Source organism: Microbacterium neimengense, assembly GCF_054782995.1.
On the sequence record NZ_BAAGRK010000003.1, the window covers coordinates 1,545,002 to 1,566,057 of the forward strand.

Consider the following 21,056-nt stretch of genomic DNA (forward strand, 5'->3'; position numbering starts at 1 on the left):
GAGGGCGTCAGTCCTCGACGACGCGGACCGTGACCTCGATGTTGCCGCGGGTGGCGTTGGAGTAGGGGCAGACCTGGTGGGCGGCGTCGGCGAGGGCCTGCGCCTGATCGGCCGGGAGGTCGGGGATGACGACCTCGAGCTCGACGGCCAGCTGGAAGCCGCCCTGGCCGTTGGGGCCGATGCCGACGCGCGCGCCGACGCTCGTGTCGTGGATCGCGACCTTTTGCATCCGGGCGACGGACAGCAGAGCGCTGTGGAAACAGGCCGAGTAGCCGGCGGCGAACAGCAGCTCGGGGTTCAGCGCGCCGCCCGCGCCGCCCATCTCCTTCGGAACGCGCACGTCGGCGTCGAGGAGTCCGTCGCTCGTGGCGACATGGCCGTTGCGGCCGTCTCCGGTGGCGAGGGCCTCTGCGGTGTAGAGGATGTCCATGGGGGATACCTTTCGTTGATTCTTCGGGGGTTCTTCGGGCTCAGTCGGCGTCGGCGTGCAACGTGTCCGTGAGCGAGTGGAGTGCCGTCAGCAGCGCGCGGGCGGCATCCGGCTCGAGTCCGTAGCAGTTCCACATCTGGGAGGGCAGCTCGGACATCTCGGCACGCAGGGCCGTGCCGCGCTCGGTCGGTGCGACCGTCACGACGCGCCCGTCATCGCCCTCGCGGGTGCGGGTGACGAGGCCCGCCTTCTCGAGGCGCTTGAGAAGCGGCGACAGCGTGCCCGAGTCCAGGCCGAGGCCCTCGCCGAGCTGGCTGACGGTGCGCGGCCCGCGGTCCCAGAGCTCGACGAGCACGAGGTACTGCGGGTAGGTGAGCTGCCACGGTTCGAGCAGACGGCGGTACACCTGGGTCGTCGCCCTGCTCGCCGAGTACAGCGAGAAGCACAGCATCCGATCCAGCGCCGGTCCGGTCGTCTCCGTCATGCCAAAAGCATTGCACGCAATTGAGTTGTGCGCAATTCAAGCGACATGTCAACGATGGCGACGATCTGTGACGGGGTGTGACGTCGGGTGACGTGCTGTTGCGGCGGGCCGTGAATGCCGGATGCCGGGCGTGCAGGCTCGCGGTATGACGTCCCCACCCGTCATCGGCCCCCACGACCTGCGCGACGCCCTCGCAGCCGCTCGGCGCGCCGTGCGGCTGCTCGACGTGCGCTGGCGGCTCGACCTGCCCGAGGGGCGCCCGGCCTACCTCGCCGGGCACCTGCCCGGTGCCGTCTACGTCGACCTCGAGCGCGAGCTCGCGCGTCCCGGACATCCGGAGGAGGGCCGGCATCCGCTGCCGACGCTCGCGGACCTGGAACGTTCCGCGCGGGCGTGGGGAGTGGATGCGGGGGATCTCGTCGTGGCTTATGACGACAACGACGGCGTTGCGGCGGCGCGTGCCTGGTGGCTGCTGCGCCGCCGAGGCGTCGATGTACGCGTGCTGGACGGCGGATTGCGCGCATGGATCGGATCCGGCGGGCTGCTGGAGGGCGGCGATGTGCGTCCGGAGCCGGGGAACGTCCGGCTCGTCGACACCGATCCCGGCATCGCCTCGATCGAGGCCGCGGCGGGCGCCCCGCAGCGCGGCGCACTGATCGACGCGCGTGCACCGCAGCACTACCGGGGACTCGCTCCCACCGCCGATCCCGCGGCCGGTCACATCCCCGGCGCGATCAACGTGCCCACCCTCGCCCACATGCAGGCCGACGGGCGGCTGCGACCTGCCGCCGAGGTGCAGCGGACGCTCGCGGATGCGGGTGTCGACGCATCCGCCGAACTCGTCGTGATGTGCGGCTCCGGGATCGCCTCGGCACACAGCGCTCTCGCGCTCGCCGCCGCGGGGATCGACGCGCGGGTGTTCCCCGGCGGCTGGAGCCGTTGGTCGCGCACCCCGGGACGTCCGATCGCCGTCGGACCCACCCCCTGGGGCGAGGTCTTCGCGCGCTGACCCCGCTCCGTCTCTCGCGCCGTCGAGCGTGTGCTCTGGGGTGCTGCGTGTCTGGGCCTGCGTGTCTGGGGGGCGATGCGCGTCTCACTTGTGCACGCGGGTGGGTGCTTTGGCGTGAACGGTTGGGACGCGGAGGTCGGGGCTCGTTGGGCGGATGGCTGCGTGTCTCACTTGTGCACGCGGGTGGGTGCTTTGGCGTGAACGGTTGGGACACGCGGATGCGGATGCGCACGCCGACGGATGTGGCTGGTCCATCCCCGCGGATACCGGTGGATGCGGGAAGGGCAGAGGAGCGACGTGGAGGTCTGGTAGGGTCGCAGCGTGCTTACCTGTCGTTGTTGTCGCTGAGTGATCCCGTGCGCCCTCTCGCGCACCCTCACCGATAACCTCCGACAACCCGCGGGCTCCCGCATCCGGACCCCGCCGCACCCAGGGACACCTCCATGCGTTACGCATCCAGCGTCGCCGCGCTCGTCGGCAACACCCCGCTCGTCAAGCTCAACCGCGTCACCGACGGCATCGCCGCCACGGTGCTCGCCAAGGTCGAGTACTTCAACCCCGGCGGCTCCGCCAAGGACCGCATCGCGAAGAACATCATCGACGCCGCGGAACAGGAGGGCTTGCTGCAGCCCGGCGGAACGATCGTCGAGCCGACCAGCGGCAACACCGGCGTGGGTCTCGCTCTGGTCGCCCTCGAGCGCGGCTACCGGATGATCTTCGTCGTCCCCGACAAGTTCGCCGGCGAGAAGGTCGCGGTGCTGCGGGCCTATGGCGCCGAGGTCGTGATGACGCCCACCTCGGTTCCGCCCGAGCATCCGGACTCCTACTACAGCGTGTCCGACCGGCTGGCGCGGGAGATCCCCGGGGCGTTCAAGCCGAACCAGTTCGCCAATCAGAACGGCCCGCGCGGACACTTCGAGACCACGGGGCCGGAGATCTGGGCCGACACCGACGGCGCCGTCACGCACTTCGTCGCAGGCATCGGCACGGGCGGCACGATCAGCGGCACGGGCCGATTCCTCAAGCAGGCGTCCGAGGGGCGCGTCACCGTGATCGGTGCCGACCCCGAAGGATCGATCTACTCCGGCGGTCCCCTGCACGGCTACCTCGTCGAGGGCGTCGGCGAGGACTTCTGGCCCGCCACCTTCGACCCCGCCGTCGTCGACCGCTACGAGCGCGTGGACGACGCCGAGGCCTTCGCGATGACGCGCCGCCTCGCTCGCGAGGAGGGCCTGCTCGTGGGCGGATCGGGCGGGATGGCGGTGGTCGCCGCCCTCCGGGCCGCGCAGGAGCTCCCCGCCGATGCGGTGGTCGTCGTGGTGCTGCCCGATCACGGCCGCGGCTACCTCAGCAAGATCTTCGACGACACGTGGATGAGCGACCACGGATTCGCCGTCGAACAGACCACGAGCCGGCTCGCCGAAGCAGGCACCGACGAAGGAGCACAACGATGACCAACCCCGCAGCCCGCGCCTTCGCCAGTCTCGCGGTCCACGCCGGGCAGGACTTCGACCCCACCACCGGTGCGGTCATCCCGCCGATCCACATGAGCACCACGTTCGCCCAGGACGGCATCGGCGGCCTTCGCGGCGGCTACGAGTACGGCCGCAGCGGGAATCCCACCCGCACCGCCCTGGAGACGCAGCTCGCCGCCATCGAGCACGGCGAGCACGCGCTGTCGTTCTCGTCAGGACTCGCCGCCGAGGACGCGCTGTTGCGCGCCGTGCTGAAGCCGGGCGACGAGGTCCTCCTCGGCAGCGACGTCTACGGCGGCACCTACCGGTTGCTCGCCCGGGTGCTCGGCCCGTGGGGCGTCACGCTCCGCGTGGTCGACATGAGCGATCTGGATGCGGTCGCCACCGCCCTCGAGGAGCGGCCGGCACGCATCCTCTGGGTCGAGACGCCCTCCAACCCTCTGCTGAAGGTCAGCGACATCGCGGGGCTCGCGCGCCTCGGACACGCGGCGGGCGCGCTGGTCGTGGTCGACAACACGTTCGCCACCCCCGCGCTGCAGCAGCCGCTCGCCCTCGGCGCGGACGTGGTCGTGCACTCCACGACCAAGTACCTCGGCGGCCACTCCGACGTCGTGGGCGGCGCCCTCGTCACGAACGACGCGGAGCTCGCCGAGGCGGCGCGCTTCCTGCAGTTCGCCGTCGGCGCGGTCTCGAGCCCGTTCGACGCCTGGCTGACCACGCGCGGCATCAAGACCCTCGGGGTACGGATGCAGCGCCACAGCGAGAACGGCGCCGCCGTCGCGGACTTCCTCGCCGGCCACGAGCGGGTCGCAGCCGTCTACTACCCGGGCCTGTCGACGCATCCCGGCCATGACATCGCACGCAGTCAGATGAGCGGGTTCGGCGGCATCGTGTCGCTGGCGCTCGCCGACCAGGCCGCTGCCCGCCGCTTCGCCGAGTCGACGCGCCTGTTCACCCTCGCCGAGTCGCTCGGGGGTGTCGAGTCCCTCGTGAACTACCCCGACGCGATGACCCACGCGTCGGTGCGCGGGACCGAGCTCGCAGTGCCCGTGGAAGTCGTGCGGCTCTCGGTGGGCATCGAGGACGCGGAGGATCTTCTCGCCGATCTGGATGCGGCGCTCGCCGCGATCTGAGCGCGCACGTCCCCTGGCGGTCGCGTACGCAAGACCCCGCGTCACGCCCGTTCCGGCGTGGGGCTGGGTACAGTAGTCGCGCAAAGCAGGTCGACCCGACGGCCTGAGGGGATCTATGAGATCGATGGTGCGCGCGAATTCCGTGTCGTCGAATGCGTCGAGCGACGCCGTGACCGGACGGAACCGGCGATGACCCCTGCCCGCGCGTACGCCGAGATGCGCGGAGGCGGCGCCGTGGGCGGTGTGCGACGCGTGGCACGGATCTGGTGGGGCACCCTCACCAGCGGTGGCTTCTTCAGCGAGTGGAGCGCCGCCGTCGCCCTCCTGATCGCGGTGACCGTGCTCGGCGCCTACCGGTCCGTGAGCTCGACGGTGGAGTATCTGCCCGCCATCGGCATCTCGGTTCTCGTCTGGGCCGTGCTGGTCGTGCTCGTGCTACCCGTGGCGTGGGCCGAACGCCGGATACGGCGCCGCCGCTGGCGTGCCATGCTCGTGCTCGCCGCGGTGGTCGCCGTCGGGGCGGTGCGCCCCCTGCTCAACGACGCCGCGGGCTTCCTGCTGCTGCACGAGCCCAGTACGGGGTCTTGGGTCGAGCGCATCACGACGAACGTGGTCATCTGGCTCATCGTGCTCTCTCTCGTCGCCACGGCGACGGTGGCCTACGACGCCACCCGCGACGCGAGCGCGCGCCTGCGGGTCGCGCTGTCCGATCTGAACGAGGCCGATCGCCGCGCCGACGCCTACGCGCGCCGTGCCCGCATCCTGCTGCACGAGCAGATCACGAAGCTTCGCACAGAACTCACGCAGCTCGTGGCGACAGGTCCCGGTTTCGACGATGTCAGCGCGTTCTCGCAGTCGGTCCGCGCGGTCAGCCACGATCTGGAGGACGAGGCGGCGCTACCGCTGTCGGAGATTCCCGCGGGGACCGGTCCCGTGGAGGTGCCCGCCCCTGCGCGGCGCCCGCTGCTGGCGCGGCTGCGCCCGCCGAGCCCGGTCGTCGTCAGCATCGCCTACGCGGTCGGCAGCCTTCCGTACACGCTGACGACGGTGCCCATGGCGCTCGCTCTGTTCGCCGTCGTGCTCGTCTTCGCCTGCGGCTTCGTGGCCGACGCGGTCGCCCGTCGCTCGTCGCGCCGACGCTCGGCCACGGCGCGCGGCGGCGCCATCCTGTTCGCCTGGTTCGCGACCGGGGTGCTCTTCTCGTCGGCCGCGATCCTCCTGGCGCCGCAGACTCTACCGACGGCGCTCGTGCCGATCCTCGCCTTCCCTCTGCTCGCGGCCATCATCGGTGTCTCCTCCGATGCCATCCACAGTGCGATCGTGCAGACGCGTCGGCTGTCGCGCGCTCTGGCCGCGCAGACGGATGCGGTGGCGACGCGCACGACGCGCGCGCGCCTCGAGCTGCGCAGCGCGGCCGAACAGCTGCACGGGAGGGTGCAGGGGCGGTGCGTACTGTTCGCCGCGACGGTCGACGAGCGCGCGGCGACCACGGAGGAACTCGACGCCTTCGCCGCGACGATCGCGCTGGCCCTCGCGGAGATCGAGGGCACGGCCCCGATGTCCGCCGTGCCGACATCGGTCGCGCCTTCGGATACTCTCGCCCAGATGATCGAGACGTGGTCGCACGTGCTGGAGATCTCGAGCGACATCGATGCCGACGCACGGATCGCGTTGGGGCGGGAGGACGTGACGCGCCGGGTCGTCGACATCGCGAGCGAGGGCTTCCTGAACGCGGTCAAGCACTCGGGTGCGAAGCGGGCGACGCTCGAGGTGACCCACGGCGACCCGGATGCGGCCCCGGAGCTGCGCGTGCAGGTGTCGTCGCCGGGACGGCTCGGCTCGGCGTTGCCGCTCACCGCGGGCCGAGGAATCGCCAACCTGGGCGGCGCGCATCTGTTCCAGCGGGGCCGCGATGTCGTGCTCGAGGCACGCGTGCCGTTGCCCGCCGCCTGAGCCGTTGCGCGCGTCGGCGCCCGCATCCCTGCCGTTCCCGATCTCCGTGTCTCACTTGTGCACGCTGGGGCGTTGACTTTCGGGCATAAGTGAGACACGCAGGGGGAGTGGTGTGTCCCGCCCTGCGGCGGTGTGTGGGCGTTTTGTGTCTCAGTTGTGCACGTCTGGGCGCGGATCTGCGTGCATAAGTGAGACACGCATGAGGCGATCGCGAGACGCGCAGGAGGCGACAGCGAGACGCGCAGGCGCGGGACGAGGCGCGCACGAGACGATGCGACGCGAGAGGGTGCTGCGCAAGACGCCGGATGCGGGAGTGTGACGCTCAGGCGGGTTGAGCCGCCGCCGGCAGCCGGAGCACCGCGCGCAGTCCACCGGATGCGGGCGAAAAGAGCTCGAGTGTCCCGCCGTTGCGTCGCGCGAGTCGCTGCGCGATCGACAGGCCGAGGCCGACGCCGGGCGTACCGGACTGCTCCGCCTCCGGGGCGCGGAAGAACCGGTCGAACGCTCGCTCCCGGTCACCGTCGCTCATGCCCGGCCCGCTGTCGCTGATCGAGAACTCGGTGGTCCCGCCGTCGTCGCGCACGCGCACGAGGACGTCGCCGTCGGCCGGTGTGAACAGGATCGCGTTCGACAGGAGAGCCGTCAGGGAGCGATGGATGTCGGCGGGAACGCCGTGCACGTTGGTTCCGGCGTCGATGTCGATCTCGAGCCGCAGCCGCTTCTCATCGGCTGCGGCACCGTGCGCGGCGACGACCTCCGCCACGACGGAGCGGGCCGAGAGCGTGCGCCGCTCGCCGGGGCTCACGGGCGTCGCGTGGGCACCGCCGACCATCAGCAGATCTTCCACGAGGTCCGACAGGCGTAGGCCGTTGCGTCGGATGCGGTCGACCCAGTCGCGTTCGAGCGGAGTCAGCGCGGGCGACTCCTCGAGAAGCTCCGCGTAGCCCAGCACATTGCTCAAGGGCGTCCGGAGCTCGTGACTCGTGGTCGAGACGAAGTCGTCGCGCTGCCGGCTGAGATCGGCGCGCAGTTCGGTGGCCGCGGCACGCTCACGCTCCGCATCCGCGCGCGCCTGGATCATGCGGACGGTGTTCGACACGTCGAGCAGCTGCACGGCGAACAGTCCGGGATCGTTCTCGATCGGGTTGGCCACGAGGCGGAGCGAGGTGTCTCCGTCGATGTGCACGCGCTCGACGCCGTCGCGGCTCGCGTGGCGGGCGACCTGCTCGAGGGGACCTTTCCAGTCGTCGCCGTCGAGCTCGAGTGCGATCATCGATCGGGCAGCGGGATTCGCCCACAGCAGACGCGTACTCTCTCCGTCGCGGCGCGCGACGGCGAGGCCCACCTCGGCCTCGACCAGCCCGCCCGAGAGCAGGAAACTGGTGCGCGCTGCCACCCGCGCCGCCTCACGCTGCTCCGCCCGCGCGGTGAGCAACAGGAGGGACACCGTTGCCAGCGCGATGAGGAAGATCTCGACGGTGACCGCGCGCTCAGCCGGGGAGAGCCCGAGGGCGAACGGCCCTCGCCCCACCAGGGTGACCATGAGGATGGCGACGCCCGCGGCCAGCGCCTCGATGAGGGCGATGACGAACGGCAGGCGCAGACATCCCCAGGCGATGATCATGAACGGCAGAAACGTGAGGGGGATCTCCACGCGCGGAAAGGCGACGAACGCGAGCACGCCGAGCAGCAGCGCGGGCTGCAGCACCGCCTCCCAGCGCGGCAAGGCCACTGGGCCGGAAGAGGGCGGGATGCAGGCGAACGGGGCGATCAGAAGCACGGCCGCTGCGTGGGAGGGAAAAACGCTCAGCGCCGTTGTCGAAAAGTCACCGCCGCCCAGCAGGGCGGCTGTGGCCGCAGCGATAAGCGCGGCCACGAGGGCGCCCGCGAGGCCGGCGACGACGAGCACGAGCGCCTCGCGGGTGCGGCGCAGCACGAACACGCGGGATCCTCGGTAGCCCCAGATCGCCAGCACGGCCAGCAGAACCGCGATCTCCGTGGCGTTCGCCAGTGCATAGCCGACCGACACCGCGAGCGAACGGCCGTACATGAGGTTGGGGATCACCGTCACGACGAGAACGAGCAGCACGGATGCCGCGCGGCGACGCGGCGGATTGAGGAGCGCGAAGAGGGCTGACGCGCCCGCGGCCGGCCACCATGCGGCGGCGCCGCCTCCGGGAGGCGTGAAGATCGTCCCGGTGAGGCCCAGGACGGCGATGACGATCGCGGCGATCGGCCAACTCCACCACGGGGGGATCCATTCGGACCTCGACGGGGTGCCGAGTGTCGCGAACGGGGCCGCAGCCTTCATACTGTGAACGTACCCTCTCGGCGGCGCCCGCCCCGTACACGAGGCAAGGGTTGCAAGGAGGTGGCAGCCGTGGCGAGCATTCTGGTCGTCGAAGACGATTCCGATGTGGCGCAGCTGATTCAGCACCGCCTGGCAGCGTCAGGGCACGAGGTCGCCGTCGCACCGGACGGCGAGCAGGGCCTCGTGGCAGCGCGCGACGCGCATCCCTCCCTCGTGATCCTCGACTGGATGATGCCGCACCGCACCGGCTTGGAGGTGTGCGCCGAGCTCCGTGGTGACGCCTCGTTCGCCGACACCCGCATCATGATGCTCACCGCCAGGGCGCAGGACGAGGACATCGCCCGTGCGCTCTCCGCCGGTGCCGACGACTTCATGACGAAGCCCTTCTCGCCGCGCGAGCTCGTCGCGCGGGTGGGTGCCCTGCTCGCCTCATGACGCGTTGCCGCGCCGCGTTCGCGCCGGTGCGGGTGCTCGCCGCCGGCGTACTCGCTGTCGCACTGGCCGGCGCGGTCGCGTGCGCGAGCGAGCCGGCCGCGGGCCCGAGTCCCGGTTCGGTGATGGGGTGGCCGCCCGCGGCGACGCCCGTCGACTATCAGCTCGGCGGCGCGTATCCGCCGGACCCGCGGGTGGGGATCGTCGCCCGCGACCGCGCGGCCGAACCTGTGCCCGGGGTGTACTCGATCTGCTATCTCAACGCGTTCCAGACGCAGCCGAGCGAACGCGACGAGTGGCCCGACGACCTGGTCCTGCGGCAGAACAATGCCGACCTGATGGACCCGGATTGGCCCGACGAAGCGCTCCTCGACACCCGTTCGGATGACGGTCGCCAGGCCATCGCGGCGCGCGTCGGCGAGTGGATCGACGGCTGTGCGGCGGCGGGCTACGCGGCGGTGGAGTTCGACAACCTCGACACGTACACTCGTTCCGAGGGGCTCCTCAGCGCCGACGACAACCTCGCCCTCGCGACGCTGCTCGTCGAACGGGCGCATCGCGCGGGCCTCGCGGCGGGTCAGAAGAACGCGGCGGAGGATGCGGAGCGCCTGCGGGCCGAGGCCGGCTTCGACTTCGCCGTGGTGGAGGAGTGCGCGTACTACGACGAGTGCGCGGCCTACACCGATGTCTACGGCGACGCCGTGGTCGCGATCGAGTACACCGACGCGACCGACCGCCCGTTCGACGAGCTCTGCGCCGACCCCGCGGTGCCCGCATCCCTCGTGCTGCGCGATCGCGACCTCACGATGCCGGGGGATGCGGACTACGTCTTCGAGATCTGCCCGCGCTGACGCGGCGCCTCGCCGGGCGACGGGAGTCGGCGGTCAGTGCTCGTCGACCTCCGCGGTGGCGACGGGGCGCCCCTGCACCCGTTCGCGGTCGGCCTTCAGGCGGTCGCCTCGGGTCTTGAGCAGGCTCGCGACGGTGGCCACGGCGATCGTCGCGCCGATGAACAGCAACGAGAACCAGATCGGGATCTCCGGGACCCACTCGATGTGCTGGCCGCCGTTGATGAAGGGCAGCTCATTGACGTGCAGCGCGTGGAAGACCAGCTTCACGCCGATGAAGGCCAGGATGACGGCGAGGCCCTGTGCGAGATACACCAGGCGCTCCAGCAGCCCGCCGATGAGGAAGAAGAGTTGACGCAGGCCCATCAGGGCGAAGGCGTTGGCGGTGAAGACGATGTACGCCTCCTGGGTGAGCCCGTAGATCGCGGGGATCGAGTCGAGGGCGAAGACCAGGTCGATGAATCCGACCGCCACGATCGTGAGCAGCATCGGGGTGACGAAGCGCTTGCCGTCGATCTTCACGGTCAGCCGGTCGCCGTGGTACTCGTCGCGCACCGGAAGGATGCGGCGCATGAACCGCACGATCCGCCCGTTCGAGGGGTCGGACTCGTGGCTCGAGAACGCTTGCTGCCAGGCCAGGTAGAGCAGGAACGCGCCGAAGATGTAGAACACCCACGAGAAGTTCTCGATCAGGGTCGCGCCCAGCGCGATGAAGGCGCCGCGCATGATGAGCGCGATCACGATGCCGATCATGAGCACCTTCTGCTGGTACTCCTTCGGCACCGCGAAGCCCGTCATGATGATGAGGAAGACGAAGAGGTTGTCGATCGACAGGGCCTTCTCCGTCAGGTACCCGGCGAAGTACTCGCCGCCGAACGCCCAGCCCGAGACCATCCCGATCCCGACGCCGAACAGCAGCGCCAGGCCGATGTAGAAGACCGACCAGACGGCGGACTCGCGGATCGTGGGGGCGTGCGGCTTGCGCACGTGCACGAAGAACTCGAAGACGAAGAAGGCGATCGTGATCGCGATCGTGATGAGCCAGATGGCGGGGGTGACGTTCACGGAGAACTCCAAGGGGTGGGCGTACGGTCATGACGCCAAGGTCTCCTCCGCCCCGATGCTGGTCGGGACCGGCGGCCCGGGATCCGACGTTGGATCCGTACTGACGAGCCGACCGCGAGCGGGAGTACTCCCCTTGCTTGAATGACAGAATACGGCATCCCGGGCGCACCGAGAGCACGTCACCGGTAGCGTCGGATGTGTGACGCATCCCTACGACGAACGCGGCCGCGAGACGCTCGATCGTCCGGAGAGTCGCAAGTGGAGTCTGCATCCGGGCAAGATCGGCGCGTGGGTGGCCGAGATGGACTTCGGAACCGCGCCCGTCGTGACGGCGGCGCTGCATCGCGCGGTGGAGGAGGAGACGCTCGGCTATCTGTCTCCCGCGCTCGCAGAGCGGATGTCGGTCGCGACGGCGGGATGGATGCGGCGCGCCTACGACTGGAGCATCGAACCCGGGCATGTGCACCCCGTCGCCGACGTGATGGCGGCGCTGGGGGTCGCGGTGCGAACGTTCGCCCCCGCCGGGTCTCCGGTGATCGTTCCCACACCCGCGTACATGCCGTTCCTCACCTATCTCCCGGCGATCGGGCACCCGGTGGTCCCGGTGCCGGGGCGCGTGGTGGCGGGGCGATGGGAGCACGACATCGACGGAATCGATGAGGCGTTCTCCGCCGGCGCGCGCACGCTCGTGCTGTGCAACCCGCACAATCCGACCGGCTCGGTCCTCACTCGTGAAGAGCTCAGTCGGATCGCCGATGTGGTCGAGCGCCACGGGGGCCGGGTCTTCGCCGACGAGATCCACGCGCCGCTGCGCTACGGCGGCGTCGCGCACGTGCCGTACGCCTCCCTCTCCGAGGTCACCGCCGCGCACACCGTCACGGGCACGAGCGCGTCGAAGGCGTGGAACATCCCGGGGGTCAAGGCCGCGCAGCTCATCACTTCGAATCAGAACGACGACGACATCTATCGACGAGTGGGCTTCGCCCACGTGCACGGTGCTTCGACTCTCGGCGTCGTCGCATCCATCGCCGCATACGAGGAAGGAGAGTCCTGGCTCGCCGAGACGCTCGACTACCTCGACGGCAATCGGATGCTGCTGGTGGACCTGCTCGCCCAGCACCTTCCGGGGGTGCGGTACACGCCGCCGGAGGGCACCTACCTCGCTTGGCTCGACGCGCGCAGCCTCGAGCTTCCGGGCGTGCCCGCCGACTTCTTCCGCGAGCGCGCCGGTGTCGTACTGACCGATGGGGCACTGTGTGCCGCTCCCGGATTCCTGCGACTCGTTCTCGCGATGCCGCGGCCGCTGCTCGCTGAAGCGGTCGCGGCGATGGGCGCGAGCGCGCGCGAGTAGACCGCTCGCCACGGATACGCAACCCCCGTGGCGTGCCGCGTCCGCCGATTTACCGTGATCGCAGCAGGAGGCGGTCATGAGTACCAAGGAGCACGATGATCTCCGCGATGACGCGGACTATTTCGAGGATGACGTGCGGCGGGAGTTCGAGGAGCGCTTCGGTGCCGCCGCGCCGGAGCCGGCGAGCCCGATCAGCAAGCCCATTCCCATCCCGAGCTTTCGGCCGCTGCGCCGGCGGTAGGCGAACGGGGTTCTCCGCGCTGGGCTGACGGGCGACATCCTCCCGCGCGTAGCATGGCGTTCTCATTCTGCGGTGGAAGGGACGGCCATGAACGCGATGACCGGCCTGCCGCTGGTGGGCGTCAGCATCGTGGCGACGTTCGTCGTTCTTGCGGCCTTTCTTTGGGTGCGCGGTCCCTCGTACCGCTCCGGGTCCTTCCTCGGCATCGCCACCGCCTCCGCGGTGTTCGCGGTCTTCTCCAGCATCCTCTACGTCATCTACTTCTCGTTCGAGCACGAGGTATGGACGCTCGCCGCGGGCGACGCGGCCATGGTGCTGGCGCCTGCTCTGCTGTGGGTGGCGGTCGGCGCGCTCAACGACCGGCCGCCGTGGCGACTGTGGGCCGTGATCGCCGGCGGCGTCGCGATGTTCGCGTGCAGCATCCTGCTGTCCGAAACGGTGTCGTCCGGGATCAAGATCCTGCTGCTGATCGCAGGATGCGCGCTGACGGCGATCGAGGCGCGCGTCGGCCGCGCGCGTGCCACGAGCGGCACGTTGGCGATCGCGGCGACGATGGTCGGGTACGCGCTCTTCTCCGTCGGCCGCGCCGTCTTCCTCGCGATCGACGGTCTGTACGACGGGGTCTACGCGCAGTACTTCTCGACCGGCCCCACCACCATTGCGGGAGTGATCGCGGTGATCCTCCTGGCCTTCGGCGTGCTCGCCGCCGCCCGAGACGAGCGAGCCAGTCGACGCGTGCAGGAGGTGGGCACACGCGACCGACTCGCCTCTCGCGCCAGGACGATCCTCGACGAGCACGGTGCCGTCTCCTGGCGCGTGGCGACCGTCGACGAACTGGAGCTGATCCGCGAATCGTTCGGCCCGGAGTACATCGACGAGGTCAACACGGCGCTCGTCGCCGCCTGCACGCGGACGCTCGCGGACGACGCCGAGGTCGGGCTCATCGGGGCCGGTCGGGTCGCCATGGTCTGCGCCGTCACCACGCCGGACGTCGCGGCGGACGAACTCCGCCAGCGGTTCGCGCAGAGCTCGACCCGACTGCGGGAGACCTATGTGCCTGACCTCGAGGTGGCCGCGACGACGATCGAGTCCGCCGTCGTGCTGGACAGCGTCGTCGCCCACAGCTGAGTGTGCAGGGAACGGCCCCTCGCCGGCGATGGCGAGGGGCCGTTACGGGGTGCGAGCGCTCGGGCCTTCGCGGGGAGCGGGCGCTCGGAAGGAGTAAACCACGAGCGGCAGCCGCGGCGGAAGGGCGGGGCCGTGAGAATGCCCTCACCGGCCGTCGATGGGCAGCGTGAGCGTCACCACGGCGCCCGATCCAGGCTCGCTGACGATGTCGATGGTGCCGCCGTGAGCGTGAGCGATCGCACGCGAGACGCTGAGTCCGAGCCCTAGGCCGGGCACGGCGTTGGCGCGTGCGTCGCGGCCTCGGTGGAAGGGCTCGAAGACCCGGGCGAGCTCGGGCGGGCGGAAGCCGGGGCCCTCGTCGATCACCGTGATATCGATCCGTCCCGCGGAGGTGTCCGACGTGAGCGCCACAGTGACGGTGGAGCCGCGCGGGCCGAATCTGACGGCGTTGCCGATGAGGGCGTCGACGGCCATCCGCACCCGGTGCGCATCTGCGTGGACCGTAGCCGGGGTGACGTCGACGAGGATGCGGATCTCGTGCGCAGACGCGTCCTCGGCGCGCGCCGCGACCGCCTCCTCGACGATCTGGCCGGCATCGCACTCCGCGAGCGTGAGCCGTGGCGCGAGGTGTTCCAGGAGCAGGAGCTCGTCGAGACGGTGGATGATCCGGTCGACATTGCGCCGCAGCACCTCGAGCCGCGCCGACGCGTTCGATTCGCCCCGCGCGAGGTCGTCGGTCAGCAGATCGAGGTGTCCCACGATCGGGGTCAGCGGGTTTCTCAGTTCGTGGGAGGTCGAGGCGAGGAAGTCGTGGGGAAGCCGGTCGTGGTGAGCGCGTCGTGAGACGTCCCGTGTGAGCAGCGCCGTCGCCTCGAGTTCCGTCGTCGCCGACATGATTCGATGCGACGACTTGCGCAGCGCTCGGCGGCGATCGACGGGGCCAGCCCATACCGTGCGCTGCGCCTCGCGGCCCTCGGCTGCGGCGAGGATGACCGATTGTTCTGTGCGCAAGGGGGCGTCGTCGATGTCGTACCCTGGCGGGCTCTCGCGTACGGAGCGCGCCAGGTCGAGGTCGTCCAGATCCACGCCCTGCAGCCGCGCGTAACGGTGCGCGGCCGCGTTGGCGGCGCGCAGACGCCCGTCGGGGTCGAAGATCGCGATCCCGGTGTCGAGGTGGTCGAGCAGTCCGTCTTCGACGGAGAAACCCCCGCCTGCCGATGCGCCCATCGCGGCCTCTCTCCTTTGTCGCATTCTGCCCGCCGCCGGGGGTGGGTCGTGATCGGCGACGGGAAAGTACTCACCCGCAACCTGCAGGAAAACATGCGTGGGTATCTTCGGGGGAGGCCGGCGGATGAGGGGGCTCCCGACTCTGATGCTCCGGCGTCTCGACGGTCGTCCGGCTCCAACCATTGAGTCCTTGGGAGGACGCATGCAGGCACCGTACTCGCGCTCAGAATATCGCTCGAGCGTCGGAACCCGTGAGGCGGCGGTCGGCGACCGTGAGGCGAAAGCGCGCGCCCGTCGTCGCCGTCGCCTCCACCGCCAGCTCTCGCAGCGTCCGCATTGGTCCCTCTACGTCGGCGTTCTCCTGCTCGCCGGCGGCGTCGTGGCTCTCGTCGCCGCCGCGGTGCTCACGCGCTGACCACGAAACGCAGAACCCCCTCCTCGGCGCCGCCGGGGAGGGGGTATGAGCATCTGGCCAGGGCCCCAGCTCGGGTGCGAGTGGCCGGGCCTTCGCGGGGAGCGACCACTCAGATGAATTCAACCACATGGATCACAGGAGATTCATGGATCTGAGCATTACCGCTCAGGCGTGTTCGCCATCATCTTCGAGGTCGTCGCCCGCCGCGTCGGCTGTCGCTTCGTCCGCGCCGACCGCCGCAGCGAGCACGCCCTCCGGACGGATCAGTTCACGCACCTCCGACATGAAGCTCGTGAGCTGCTGCTGCTGCCATCGCAGTGCGCGGGTCCGGTCCTCCGCATCGCGCAGAACCGCGGTCGAATGATCGATGACGGTGGACACGATCTTGTGCGCCTTGGTGCGTGCGCGGTCGAGGTTCTCCTGCGCCCGCACATGCGCGTCCGCTTCGATCTGCGCGGCCTGAGCCCTCATGAGCTTCTCGTAGTCGTCCGCCTTCGCCGAGATGCGCTGAGCGTGCTCGAGGGAGGCGGCGACCTGATCGTTGGCATCGGAGGTGATGCGTTCGGCGTGCGCGACCGCTTGATTGTGCAGCACCAGGAACTCCTGCTGCGCGTCATCCTGACGACGAGTCAGTGTCTCCTCGAACTCCAGCAGGCGTGCGTTCATCTCGCGGACGTCGCGCTCGGTGTCGCTGCGCAACTGCGCCGTCTCGCGCGTCACCATTGCTCGCAGCGCCGCGGCCCCCTTCTCCGCCTCGGAACGGATCGTCTCGGCCTCTCGTTCGGCCTGCGCGAGCTTCTCGGCGGCGTGCGCCGCCTCGCGCTGGATGGTCGCCTCGTGCGCCGTGTACTCGGTATCGATGCGCAGACGCACCTGATCGGCATCGTGCTGCGCCTGTGCCTGGATGCGGGAGACGTCCGCCTGCGCCTGGGCGCGTTGGGTCGCCACTTCCTCGCGCGCTGCCTCGAGCAGGCGCTCCGCCTGCGCGGCGGCGTTCTGCACGATGAGGCTGGCCTGCTCCTCGGCGACGCGGAGCACGGCCTCGAACTGGTCGCGCGTCGACGGGTCGGCGGATTCTGACGCCGCGCTCTCCGTCCCTTCTGCACCCTCCGGACGCTCGACGAGCTGCGCGGTCAGGGCCGCGATGCGCGATTCGGATTCGGCGATCTGCGCGGTCGCCGTCTGCAGATCGGCCTCCAGTCGTGCCGCCTGCTCGTGGTGCTCCTCGCGCAGCCGGTTCACCGACTCCTCGGTCTCGGAGACGAGGCGTTCGATCTCGGCCTGCTGCTGCTCGCGCAGCCGATCGAGGGTCTCTCGCTGGCGCGCCTCGGCTGTCCCGAGCTCCGCCGTGGTGCGCTGCAGTCGGGTGGTCAGCTCGGAGATGGCCGCATCGACCTCGTGGCGGTCATAGCCCCGGAACCCCACCGAGAACGTGCTGCCGTCTTCGCCCGAGGATGGGCGCATCAGTTCATCGAACGGGCTGGAGCCAGCCTGCGAGTCGTCGGGGGAGTCTGGGCGCGCGTCGCTCATGCCGTGCCTTCCGGAGGATTCGGGTGTGTTCTCCTACTTTGCCCGTTCTCGGCTATCGATGGGCGATGTGATTCTCGTCTGTGCGCCCTCGTCGCGCTCAGAGAGCGGTGGCGAGCTTCTTGATCCAGTCCGCGAGATCGGGTCCGAGGTCGGGGCGGTCGAGGGCCAACTGCACGTTGGACTTGATGTAGTCGAGCCGGTCGCCCGTGTCGTAACGGCGGCCGCGGAAGACGACGCCCAGGACCGGGCCGCCGATGCTCTCATCCTCGGCCAGTGCTTCCAGTGCATCGGTGAGCTGGATCTCGCCGCCCTTGCCCGGCGCGGTCTTCTCGAGCACGTCGAAGATCTCGGGCTTGAGCACGTAGCGCCCGATGACCGCGAGATTGCTCGGTGCGTCGGCGGCCGACGGCTTCTCGACGAGGCCGGTGATGGCCACGACGTCGTCCTCGGCGGTCGGGACGACGGCCGCGCAGCCGTAAAGGTGGATCTGCGACGGATCGACCTCCATCAGTGCGACGACGGTCGCAGAACGGGCCTGGGACACCTCGATCATGCGCGCGAGCAGCACATCACGGGCATCGATCAGGTCGTCGCCGAGGAGAACGGCGAACGTCTCATGACCCACGTGCTTGCGGGCGCGCAGCACGGCGTGGCCGAGTCCGAGCGGGTCGCCTTGCCGCACGAAGTGCACGTCGGCCAACCTGCTGGCCTCCATGACCTTCTCCAGCTTGGCGGCGTCGCCCTTCCTCTCCAGCGTGTGCTCGAGCTCCGCGACGCGGTCGAAGTGGTTCGCGAGGGCGTTCTTGTTGCGCCCGACGATGACCAGCACGTCGTCGCTACCAGCGGCCACGGCCTCTTCGACCACGTACTGGATCGCGGGCTTGTCGACGACCGGCAGCATCTCCTTCGGCATCGCCTTCGTCGCGGGGAGGAACCGGGTCCCGAGCCCTGCGGCGGGGATGACGGCCTTGATCGGTGCGTGTGCCATGCGCCGAACACTAGAGATGGTTCATGAACACGGTGTTTCCGGTTGAGCAGTTCTCCGCATCCGTACGGCGGGTGAATCGCCGGGCGAATTCACCGCATCCGCAGAGTCCGCACCGGGATTGGTCGACCATGATGGGCGCTGCAAGGTCCCCGCGAAGGCTCTTGCGCGGCGGGCCCCGGTCCCGAACATCCGAGGCCCGCCGTTCATTTCGCTTCGGAATCGATCCTCGCGGATCGTTGCCGAGCGGGCGCGGAGGAGTAGTCTTCCCGTGAAGACCTCGTGTGCCAGCTCTGACGGGCCACCCGACCCCCTCCGAGCGCGGCACGATCCGCGACGCTTGCGTCCGGATGCCGCAGCGGAAGAGGAAGCGTCATGGACCTGATCGTCTGGGCACGCGAGAACCCCGTTCTCGTCGTCACGGCCCTCGCGATCGCTGCCCTGATCGTGGTGGCGATGCGGATGGCGCGCGTGCCCGAGAGCGCAGAGGAACCGCATCCGGCGGCCACGGAACGTCCGACCGTCGAGCGGGCGATGCCCACGCGCGCGTCATTCGCGACGACGAGGCCGGCGTCGTTCGCGACGACGAGGCCGGCGCCGGTCGCGCCGACGGTAGCGTCCGTGGCGCCACCTGCCACCCGCCCGGCGCCCACCGGTTACGTCCCGCTCGAGGTCCCCGAACTCTGGGAGCCCCCGGTCGGGTACCTCGGCAATTCGGGCGCGCCGTCGTTCGCGCCGGCGGGGCCCGTGCACCGCGCCGCCTCCGACCCGACGGCTCAGACGGGATATCCGGCGAGGTATCCCTCGCGTAGCGCTCCGTTCGTGCAGCCTGCTCCGCGCCTGCAGACGCCCCCTTCCGCTCCGATCGCGCCGTCCGCGCCGATCCGCCTACCGCGGTCCTTCGATGACCTCCGCCACGGCGCGTTGGCGGGTCGCACGTTCGAGTCGCTGCAGCAGTTCGCCGTCGCCGCGGTCGTCGAGGCGGGGCACCCGGTCGTGCTGGTCGCGCGGATCTTCCGCGTGCCGACCTGGAAGCTCGAGAGCTGGGTGGAGGCGGCGTTCCATGCTGTCCCCGCCCCCACCCGCCGCCCGTGGCGGGGCACGATGCCACGCGCGGTGTGACGGTCATCACGCGAATCGTCCCCGAGGCGGATGCGGGTCATCCCGACGTCTGATGCGCCCGGGCGCGCGTGTCGCGAGGCTGGGGGCATGACCACCGAGAACCTCCGCACGCTGTCCCTCCACCCGCCGCTGCGCCCGCGTGGCGGCGGGTCCGCGCTGGCGCTCGTCGTGCTCGGATGGATCGGCGTCATCGGTCTCGTGGCGGTCGCTGCGGCGGCTCCGTTCGTCTTGGCGGGCGGATGGATGCTCACCCAGGTGATGGGTCGCTGACGCCGACCCTGATCCGTCAGCTCAGCCCGAGCCGTCGAGCGGCGGCCTCCGCCTCCTTACGAGAGGCGACGCCGAGTTTGCGGTACGCGCTGCTGAGTTGTGTCTTGACGGTATTGGGGCTCACGAAGAGTCTTTCGGCGATCTGGGCCGTCGTAGCGCCCGTGGTCAGCTCACGCAGCACCGCCCGCTCCCGAGCGGTGAGCGAGGGCGCGGATGCGGCCTCGGGAAAGCGGGCCGATGCGCGGATGTGCGTGACCAGCGCGTCGTCGGCCAGCCCCGCCGTCTCCACCAGCAGATCGAAGTCGCCGCGGGACACGGTGGACATGCTGCCGGCGAGGTCGTATTCGCGCGCCAGGCGGAGAGCGTGCGCGGTCGCCTCGCCTGCATTGGCCGGCTCGCCCAGACGCAGACTCGCGACGGCCACGGTCATGAGGGCCTCCACCAGCAGTCGCGGCCGGGAACTCGCTTCCTCGATGAGTGACGTGAGAGTGGCGACTGCGCGACGGTGCTGACCGGCGGCGGATTCCACGCGCCCTCGCGCGAGCGTCAGATAGCCGGGTTCCACGGGCCAGAGGTCGAATCCGTCGACGCGCGAGCTGCGAGAGATGGCTTCCTCGGCCTTCTCGAGCACCGCGGTCGCCCGCGTCAGCGCGCCCAGGCGCAGGAGCAGGTCGATGCGCGCGCCGGCCACGAGCTCGGCGGTCAGGCCGGTCTCGCTCAGTGGCCCTGGCCGTGAGGCCGCGGCGATGTCGATCTCGGTGAGCAGCGCTGCGGCGTCAGCTGCCGACGCGAATCTCGCCTTGGCATGCAGCACATGGGCCCAGTGCTCACCCAGCGCAGCGTGATCGATCGCCGCGAGAGCGCGCTCGGCATCGTCATTGCGCAGCAGATCGCCGTGGTGCAGAACCTCGGCCAACCGAGCCGGCACGCCGTACTTCGCGGCCGCGGTGCTCAGCGAGCCGGGCTCGGCGATGCGCAGCCAGTGGAGCGCGGCCGAACGATGACCCGCGAGCGCGTGGATCCCGGCCAGCGACGAGGATGCGGACGCGCGGATGAGAGGGTCGTCCATCAGGACCGCCAGGTCGTACGCGTCCTGGTACTCGGTCACGGCCTGCTCGACCTGACCGGCGAACTCGCGCACACGCGCCCACTGCGCATGAAGATGGGGCAGCGCCGACTGGGCCGCCTCGACCGCTTCGCTCGCGGCGGCCTCGAGCGCGTCACGGCCGCGTTCGACGTGGATGAGGGCGGCCGTGACATGGCCGGTACTGCGCTCGGCGGCCGCGCGACTCGTGTGCTCGACGAGCACATCCAGCAGTGAGTCGGGCCGCTCGAACGCGGAATGCCGGTAGCGATGGACGCTTCCCTCGCCGTGGGAGAGGTGCCGCAAGTACGTGCGTGCGGCGACGTAGCGGGGCTGTGCGGCGAGCGTCGACGGCGGCAGCCGCTCCAACGCAGCCAGGAGCGTCGGGGCATCGTGAAGGATGAGCTCCGACCAGTGCTCGGCGATCACCCTGGTGACGCGCTCCCAGTCCTCCTCGTCGACGGCGGCGGTCAAGGGGCAGGGTGGTTCGCGGGTGACGTCGCTCACGATCTGCGGGGCCTCTCGGGTCTGCGGTGACGCGGGGATCGCGTTTCCTACGAGGA

Annotated in this window: 20 protein-coding genes; 12 read left to right on the forward strand and 8 right to left on the reverse strand. The window is 70.2% G+C overall.

The annotated features are described in order from the left end of the window. Positions 1 to 7: 7 nt before the first annotated feature. Together ACYVJS_RS10195 and ACYVJS_RS10200 are read right to left on the reverse strand one after the other, a co-directional pair. Entirely contained in the window at positions 8 to 430 is a 423-nt protein-coding gene (locus tag ACYVJS_RS10195) for an organic hydroperoxide resistance protein (protein WP_460739824.1), read from the reverse strand. A 40-nt stretch (positions 431 to 470) separates the two neighbouring features. Then, on the reverse strand, positions 471 to 914 hold the full coding sequence (locus ACYVJS_RS10200; protein ID WP_460739825.1) for a MarR family winged helix-turn-helix transcriptional regulator: 444 nt from the start codon (positions 912 to 914) through the stop codon (positions 471 to 473). Between the two features lie 145 nt (positions 915 to 1,059). Between ACYVJS_RS10200 and ACYVJS_RS10205 the strand changes: the two genes are divergently transcribed. From ACYVJS_RS10205 to ACYVJS_RS10220, 4 genes are all read left to right on the forward strand, one after another. Further along, complete coding sequence (locus ACYVJS_RS10205) at positions 1,060 to 1,923, forward strand: sulfurtransferase (RefSeq protein ID WP_460739826.1); 864 nt, start codon at positions 1,060 to 1,062, stop codon at positions 1,921 to 1,923. Between the two features lie 443 nt (positions 1,924 to 2,366). After that, entirely contained in the window at positions 2,367 to 3,377 is a 1,011-nt protein-coding gene (locus tag ACYVJS_RS10210) for a pyridoxal-phosphate dependent enzyme (protein ID WP_460739827.1), read from the forward strand. After that, positions 3,374 to 4,531, forward strand: a complete 1,158-nt coding sequence (locus ACYVJS_RS10215; RefSeq protein ID WP_460739828.1) for a cystathionine gamma-synthase — start codon at positions 3,374 to 3,376, stop codon at positions 4,529 to 4,531. Before ACYVJS_RS10210 ends, ACYVJS_RS10215 begins: the two co-directional genes overlap by 4 nt. Positions 4,532 to 4,720: 189 nt before the next feature. After that, positions 4,721 to 6,484: a sensor histidine kinase gene (locus tag ACYVJS_RS10220; protein WP_460739829.1), complete on the forward strand. Its 1,764-nt coding sequence runs from the start codon at positions 4,721 to 4,723 to the stop codon at positions 6,482 to 6,484. 322 nt (positions 6,485 to 6,806) lie between these two features. Here the strand turns inward: ACYVJS_RS10220 and ACYVJS_RS10225 are convergent, their stop codons facing one another. Then, positions 6,807 to 8,795, reverse strand: coding sequence for a sensor histidine kinase (locus tag ACYVJS_RS10225; protein WP_460739830.1), 1,989 nt, complete (start codon positions 8,793 to 8,795; stop codon positions 6,807 to 6,809). A gap of 69 nt (positions 8,796 to 8,864) precedes the next feature. Between ACYVJS_RS10225 and ACYVJS_RS10230 the strand changes: the two genes are divergently transcribed. After that, complete coding sequence (locus ACYVJS_RS10230) at positions 8,865 to 9,230, forward strand: response regulator transcription factor (RefSeq protein WP_460739831.1); 366 nt, start codon at positions 8,865 to 8,867, stop codon at positions 9,228 to 9,230. Next, on the forward strand, positions 9,227 to 10,078 hold the full coding sequence (locus ACYVJS_RS10235; RefSeq protein ID WP_460739832.1) for an endo alpha-1,4 polygalactosaminidase: 852 nt from the start codon (positions 9,227 to 9,229) through the stop codon (positions 10,076 to 10,078). The genes ACYVJS_RS10230 and ACYVJS_RS10235 overlap by 4 nt, the downstream gene beginning before the upstream one ends. A gap of 33 nt (positions 10,079 to 10,111) precedes the next feature. Here the strand turns inward: ACYVJS_RS10235 and ACYVJS_RS10240 are convergent, their stop codons facing one another. Next, a complete protein-coding gene (locus ACYVJS_RS10240; RefSeq protein ID WP_460739833.1) occupies positions 10,112 to 11,140 on the reverse strand; it encodes a TerC family protein in 1,029 nt (342 codons plus the stop codon). A 199-nt stretch (positions 11,141 to 11,339) separates the two neighbouring features. On the opposite strand from ACYVJS_RS10240, the gene ACYVJS_RS10245 reads away from it, so the two are divergent. From ACYVJS_RS10245 to ACYVJS_RS10255, 3 genes are all read left to right on the forward strand, one after another. Beyond that, a complete protein-coding gene (locus ACYVJS_RS10245) occupies positions 11,340 to 12,491 on the forward strand; it encodes a MalY/PatB family protein (RefSeq protein ID WP_460739834.1) in 1,152 nt (383 codons plus the stop codon). 76 nt (positions 12,492 to 12,567) lie between these two features. Beyond that, positions 12,568 to 12,732, forward strand: coding sequence for a hypothetical protein (locus ACYVJS_RS10250; RefSeq protein WP_460739835.1), 165 nt, complete (start codon positions 12,568 to 12,570; stop codon positions 12,730 to 12,732). A gap of 87 nt (positions 12,733 to 12,819) precedes the next feature. Further along, entirely contained in the window at positions 12,820 to 13,860 is a 1,041-nt protein-coding gene (locus ACYVJS_RS10255; protein ID WP_460739836.1) for a hypothetical protein, read from the forward strand. Positions 13,861 to 14,004: 144 nt separating this feature from the next. Here the strand turns inward: ACYVJS_RS10255 and ACYVJS_RS10260 are convergent, their stop codons facing one another. Next, on the reverse strand, positions 14,005 to 15,087 hold the full coding sequence (locus ACYVJS_RS10260) for a sensor histidine kinase (RefSeq protein ID WP_460739837.1): 1,083 nt from the start codon (positions 15,085 to 15,087) through the stop codon (positions 14,005 to 14,007). A 202-nt stretch (positions 15,088 to 15,289) separates the two neighbouring features. On the opposite strand from ACYVJS_RS10260, the gene ACYVJS_RS10265 reads away from it, so the two are divergent. After that, positions 15,290 to 15,502 carry a hypothetical protein gene (locus ACYVJS_RS10265; RefSeq protein ID WP_460739838.1) on the forward strand — a complete coding sequence of 71 codons (213 nt, stop codon included), beginning with the start codon at positions 15,290 to 15,292 and terminating at the stop codon, positions 15,500 to 15,502. Positions 15,503 to 15,667: 165 nt separating this feature from the next. On the opposite strand, the gene ACYVJS_RS10270 is transcribed toward ACYVJS_RS10265, so the two are convergent. After that, positions 15,668 to 17,032, reverse strand: a complete 1,365-nt coding sequence (locus ACYVJS_RS10270; RefSeq protein WP_460739839.1) for a coiled-coil domain-containing protein — start codon at positions 17,030 to 17,032, stop codon at positions 15,668 to 15,670. Positions 17,033 to 17,129: 97 nt separating this feature from the next. Then, positions 17,130 to 18,020, reverse strand: a complete 891-nt coding sequence (gene galU / locus ACYVJS_RS10275) for a UTP--glucose-1-phosphate uridylyltransferase GalU (protein ID WP_460739840.1) — start codon at positions 18,018 to 18,020, stop codon at positions 17,130 to 17,132. A 372-nt stretch (positions 18,021 to 18,392) separates the two neighbouring features. Here galU and ACYVJS_RS10280 point away from each other — a divergent pair, with 372 nt between their 5' ends. Then, positions 18,393 to 19,139, forward strand: a complete 747-nt coding sequence (locus tag ACYVJS_RS10280) for a hypothetical protein (protein ID WP_460739841.1) — start codon at positions 18,393 to 18,395, stop codon at positions 19,137 to 19,139. Positions 19,140 to 19,226: 87 nt separating this feature from the next. After that, positions 19,227 to 19,409, forward strand: coding sequence for a hypothetical protein (locus tag ACYVJS_RS10285; RefSeq protein WP_460739842.1), 183 nt, complete (start codon positions 19,227 to 19,229; stop codon positions 19,407 to 19,409). Positions 19,410 to 19,425: 16 nt separating this feature from the next. On the opposite strand, the gene ACYVJS_RS10290 is transcribed toward ACYVJS_RS10285, so the two are convergent. Beyond that, positions 19,426 to 21,000, reverse strand: a complete 1,575-nt coding sequence (locus tag ACYVJS_RS10290; protein WP_460739843.1) for a helix-turn-helix transcriptional regulator — start codon at positions 20,998 to 21,000, stop codon at positions 19,426 to 19,428. Positions 21,001 to 21,056 lie beyond the last annotated feature (56 nt).

Excerpts from the sequence above, each read along its gene's own strand:
- ACYVJS_RS10195 (WP_460739824.1), bottom strand. The coding sequence starts at position 430 with ATGGACATCCTCTACACCGCAGAGGCCCTCGCCACCGGAGACGGCCGC.
- ACYVJS_RS10200 (WP_460739825.1), bottom strand. The coding sequence starts at position 914 with ATGACGGAGACGACCGGACCGGCGCTGGATCGGATGCTGTGCTTCTCG.
- ACYVJS_RS10205 (WP_460739826.1), top strand. The coding sequence starts at position 1,060 with ATGACGTCCCCACCCGTCATCGGCCCCCACGACCTGCGCGACGCCCTC.
- ACYVJS_RS10210 (WP_460739827.1), top strand. The coding sequence starts at position 2,367 with ATGCGTTACGCATCCAGCGTCGCCGCGCTCGTCGGCAACACCCCGCTC.
- ACYVJS_RS10215 (WP_460739828.1), top strand. The coding sequence starts at position 3,374 with ATGACCAACCCCGCAGCCCGCGCCTTCGCCAGTCTCGCGGTCCACGCC.
- ACYVJS_RS10220 (WP_460739829.1), top strand. The coding sequence starts at position 4,721 with ATGACCCCTGCCCGCGCGTACGCCGAGATGCGCGGAGGCGGCGCCGTG.
- ACYVJS_RS10225 (WP_460739830.1), bottom strand. The coding sequence starts at position 8,795 with ATGAAGGCTGCGGCCCCGTTCGCGACACTCGGCACCCCGTCGAGGTCC.
- ACYVJS_RS10235 (WP_460739832.1), top strand. The coding sequence starts at position 9,227 with ATGACGCGTTGCCGCGCCGCGTTCGCGCCGGTGCGGGTGCTCGCCGCC.
- ACYVJS_RS10250 (WP_460739835.1), top strand. The coding sequence starts at position 12,568 with ATGAGTACCAAGGAGCACGATGATCTCCGCGATGACGCGGACTATTTC.
- ACYVJS_RS10255 (WP_460739836.1), top strand. The coding sequence starts at position 12,820 with ATGAACGCGATGACCGGCCTGCCGCTGGTGGGCGTCAGCATCGTGGCG.
- ACYVJS_RS10260 (WP_460739837.1), bottom strand. The coding sequence starts at position 15,087 with ATGGGCGCATCGGCAGGCGGGGGTTTCTCCGTCGAAGACGGACTGCTC.
- ACYVJS_RS10265 (WP_460739838.1), top strand. The coding sequence starts at position 15,290 with ATGCAGGCACCGTACTCGCGCTCAGAATATCGCTCGAGCGTCGGAACC.
- ACYVJS_RS10270 (WP_460739839.1), bottom strand. The coding sequence starts at position 17,032 with ATGAGCGACGCGCGCCCAGACTCCCCCGACGACTCGCAGGCTGGCTCC.
- galU (WP_460739840.1), bottom strand. The coding sequence starts at position 18,020 with ATGGCACACGCACCGATCAAGGCCGTCATCCCCGCCGCAGGGCTCGGG.
- ACYVJS_RS10280 (WP_460739841.1), top strand. The coding sequence starts at position 18,393 with ATGGACCTGATCGTCTGGGCACGCGAGAACCCCGTTCTCGTCGTCACG.
- ACYVJS_RS10285 (WP_460739842.1), top strand. The coding sequence starts at position 19,227 with ATGACCACCGAGAACCTCCGCACGCTGTCCCTCCACCCGCCGCTGCGC.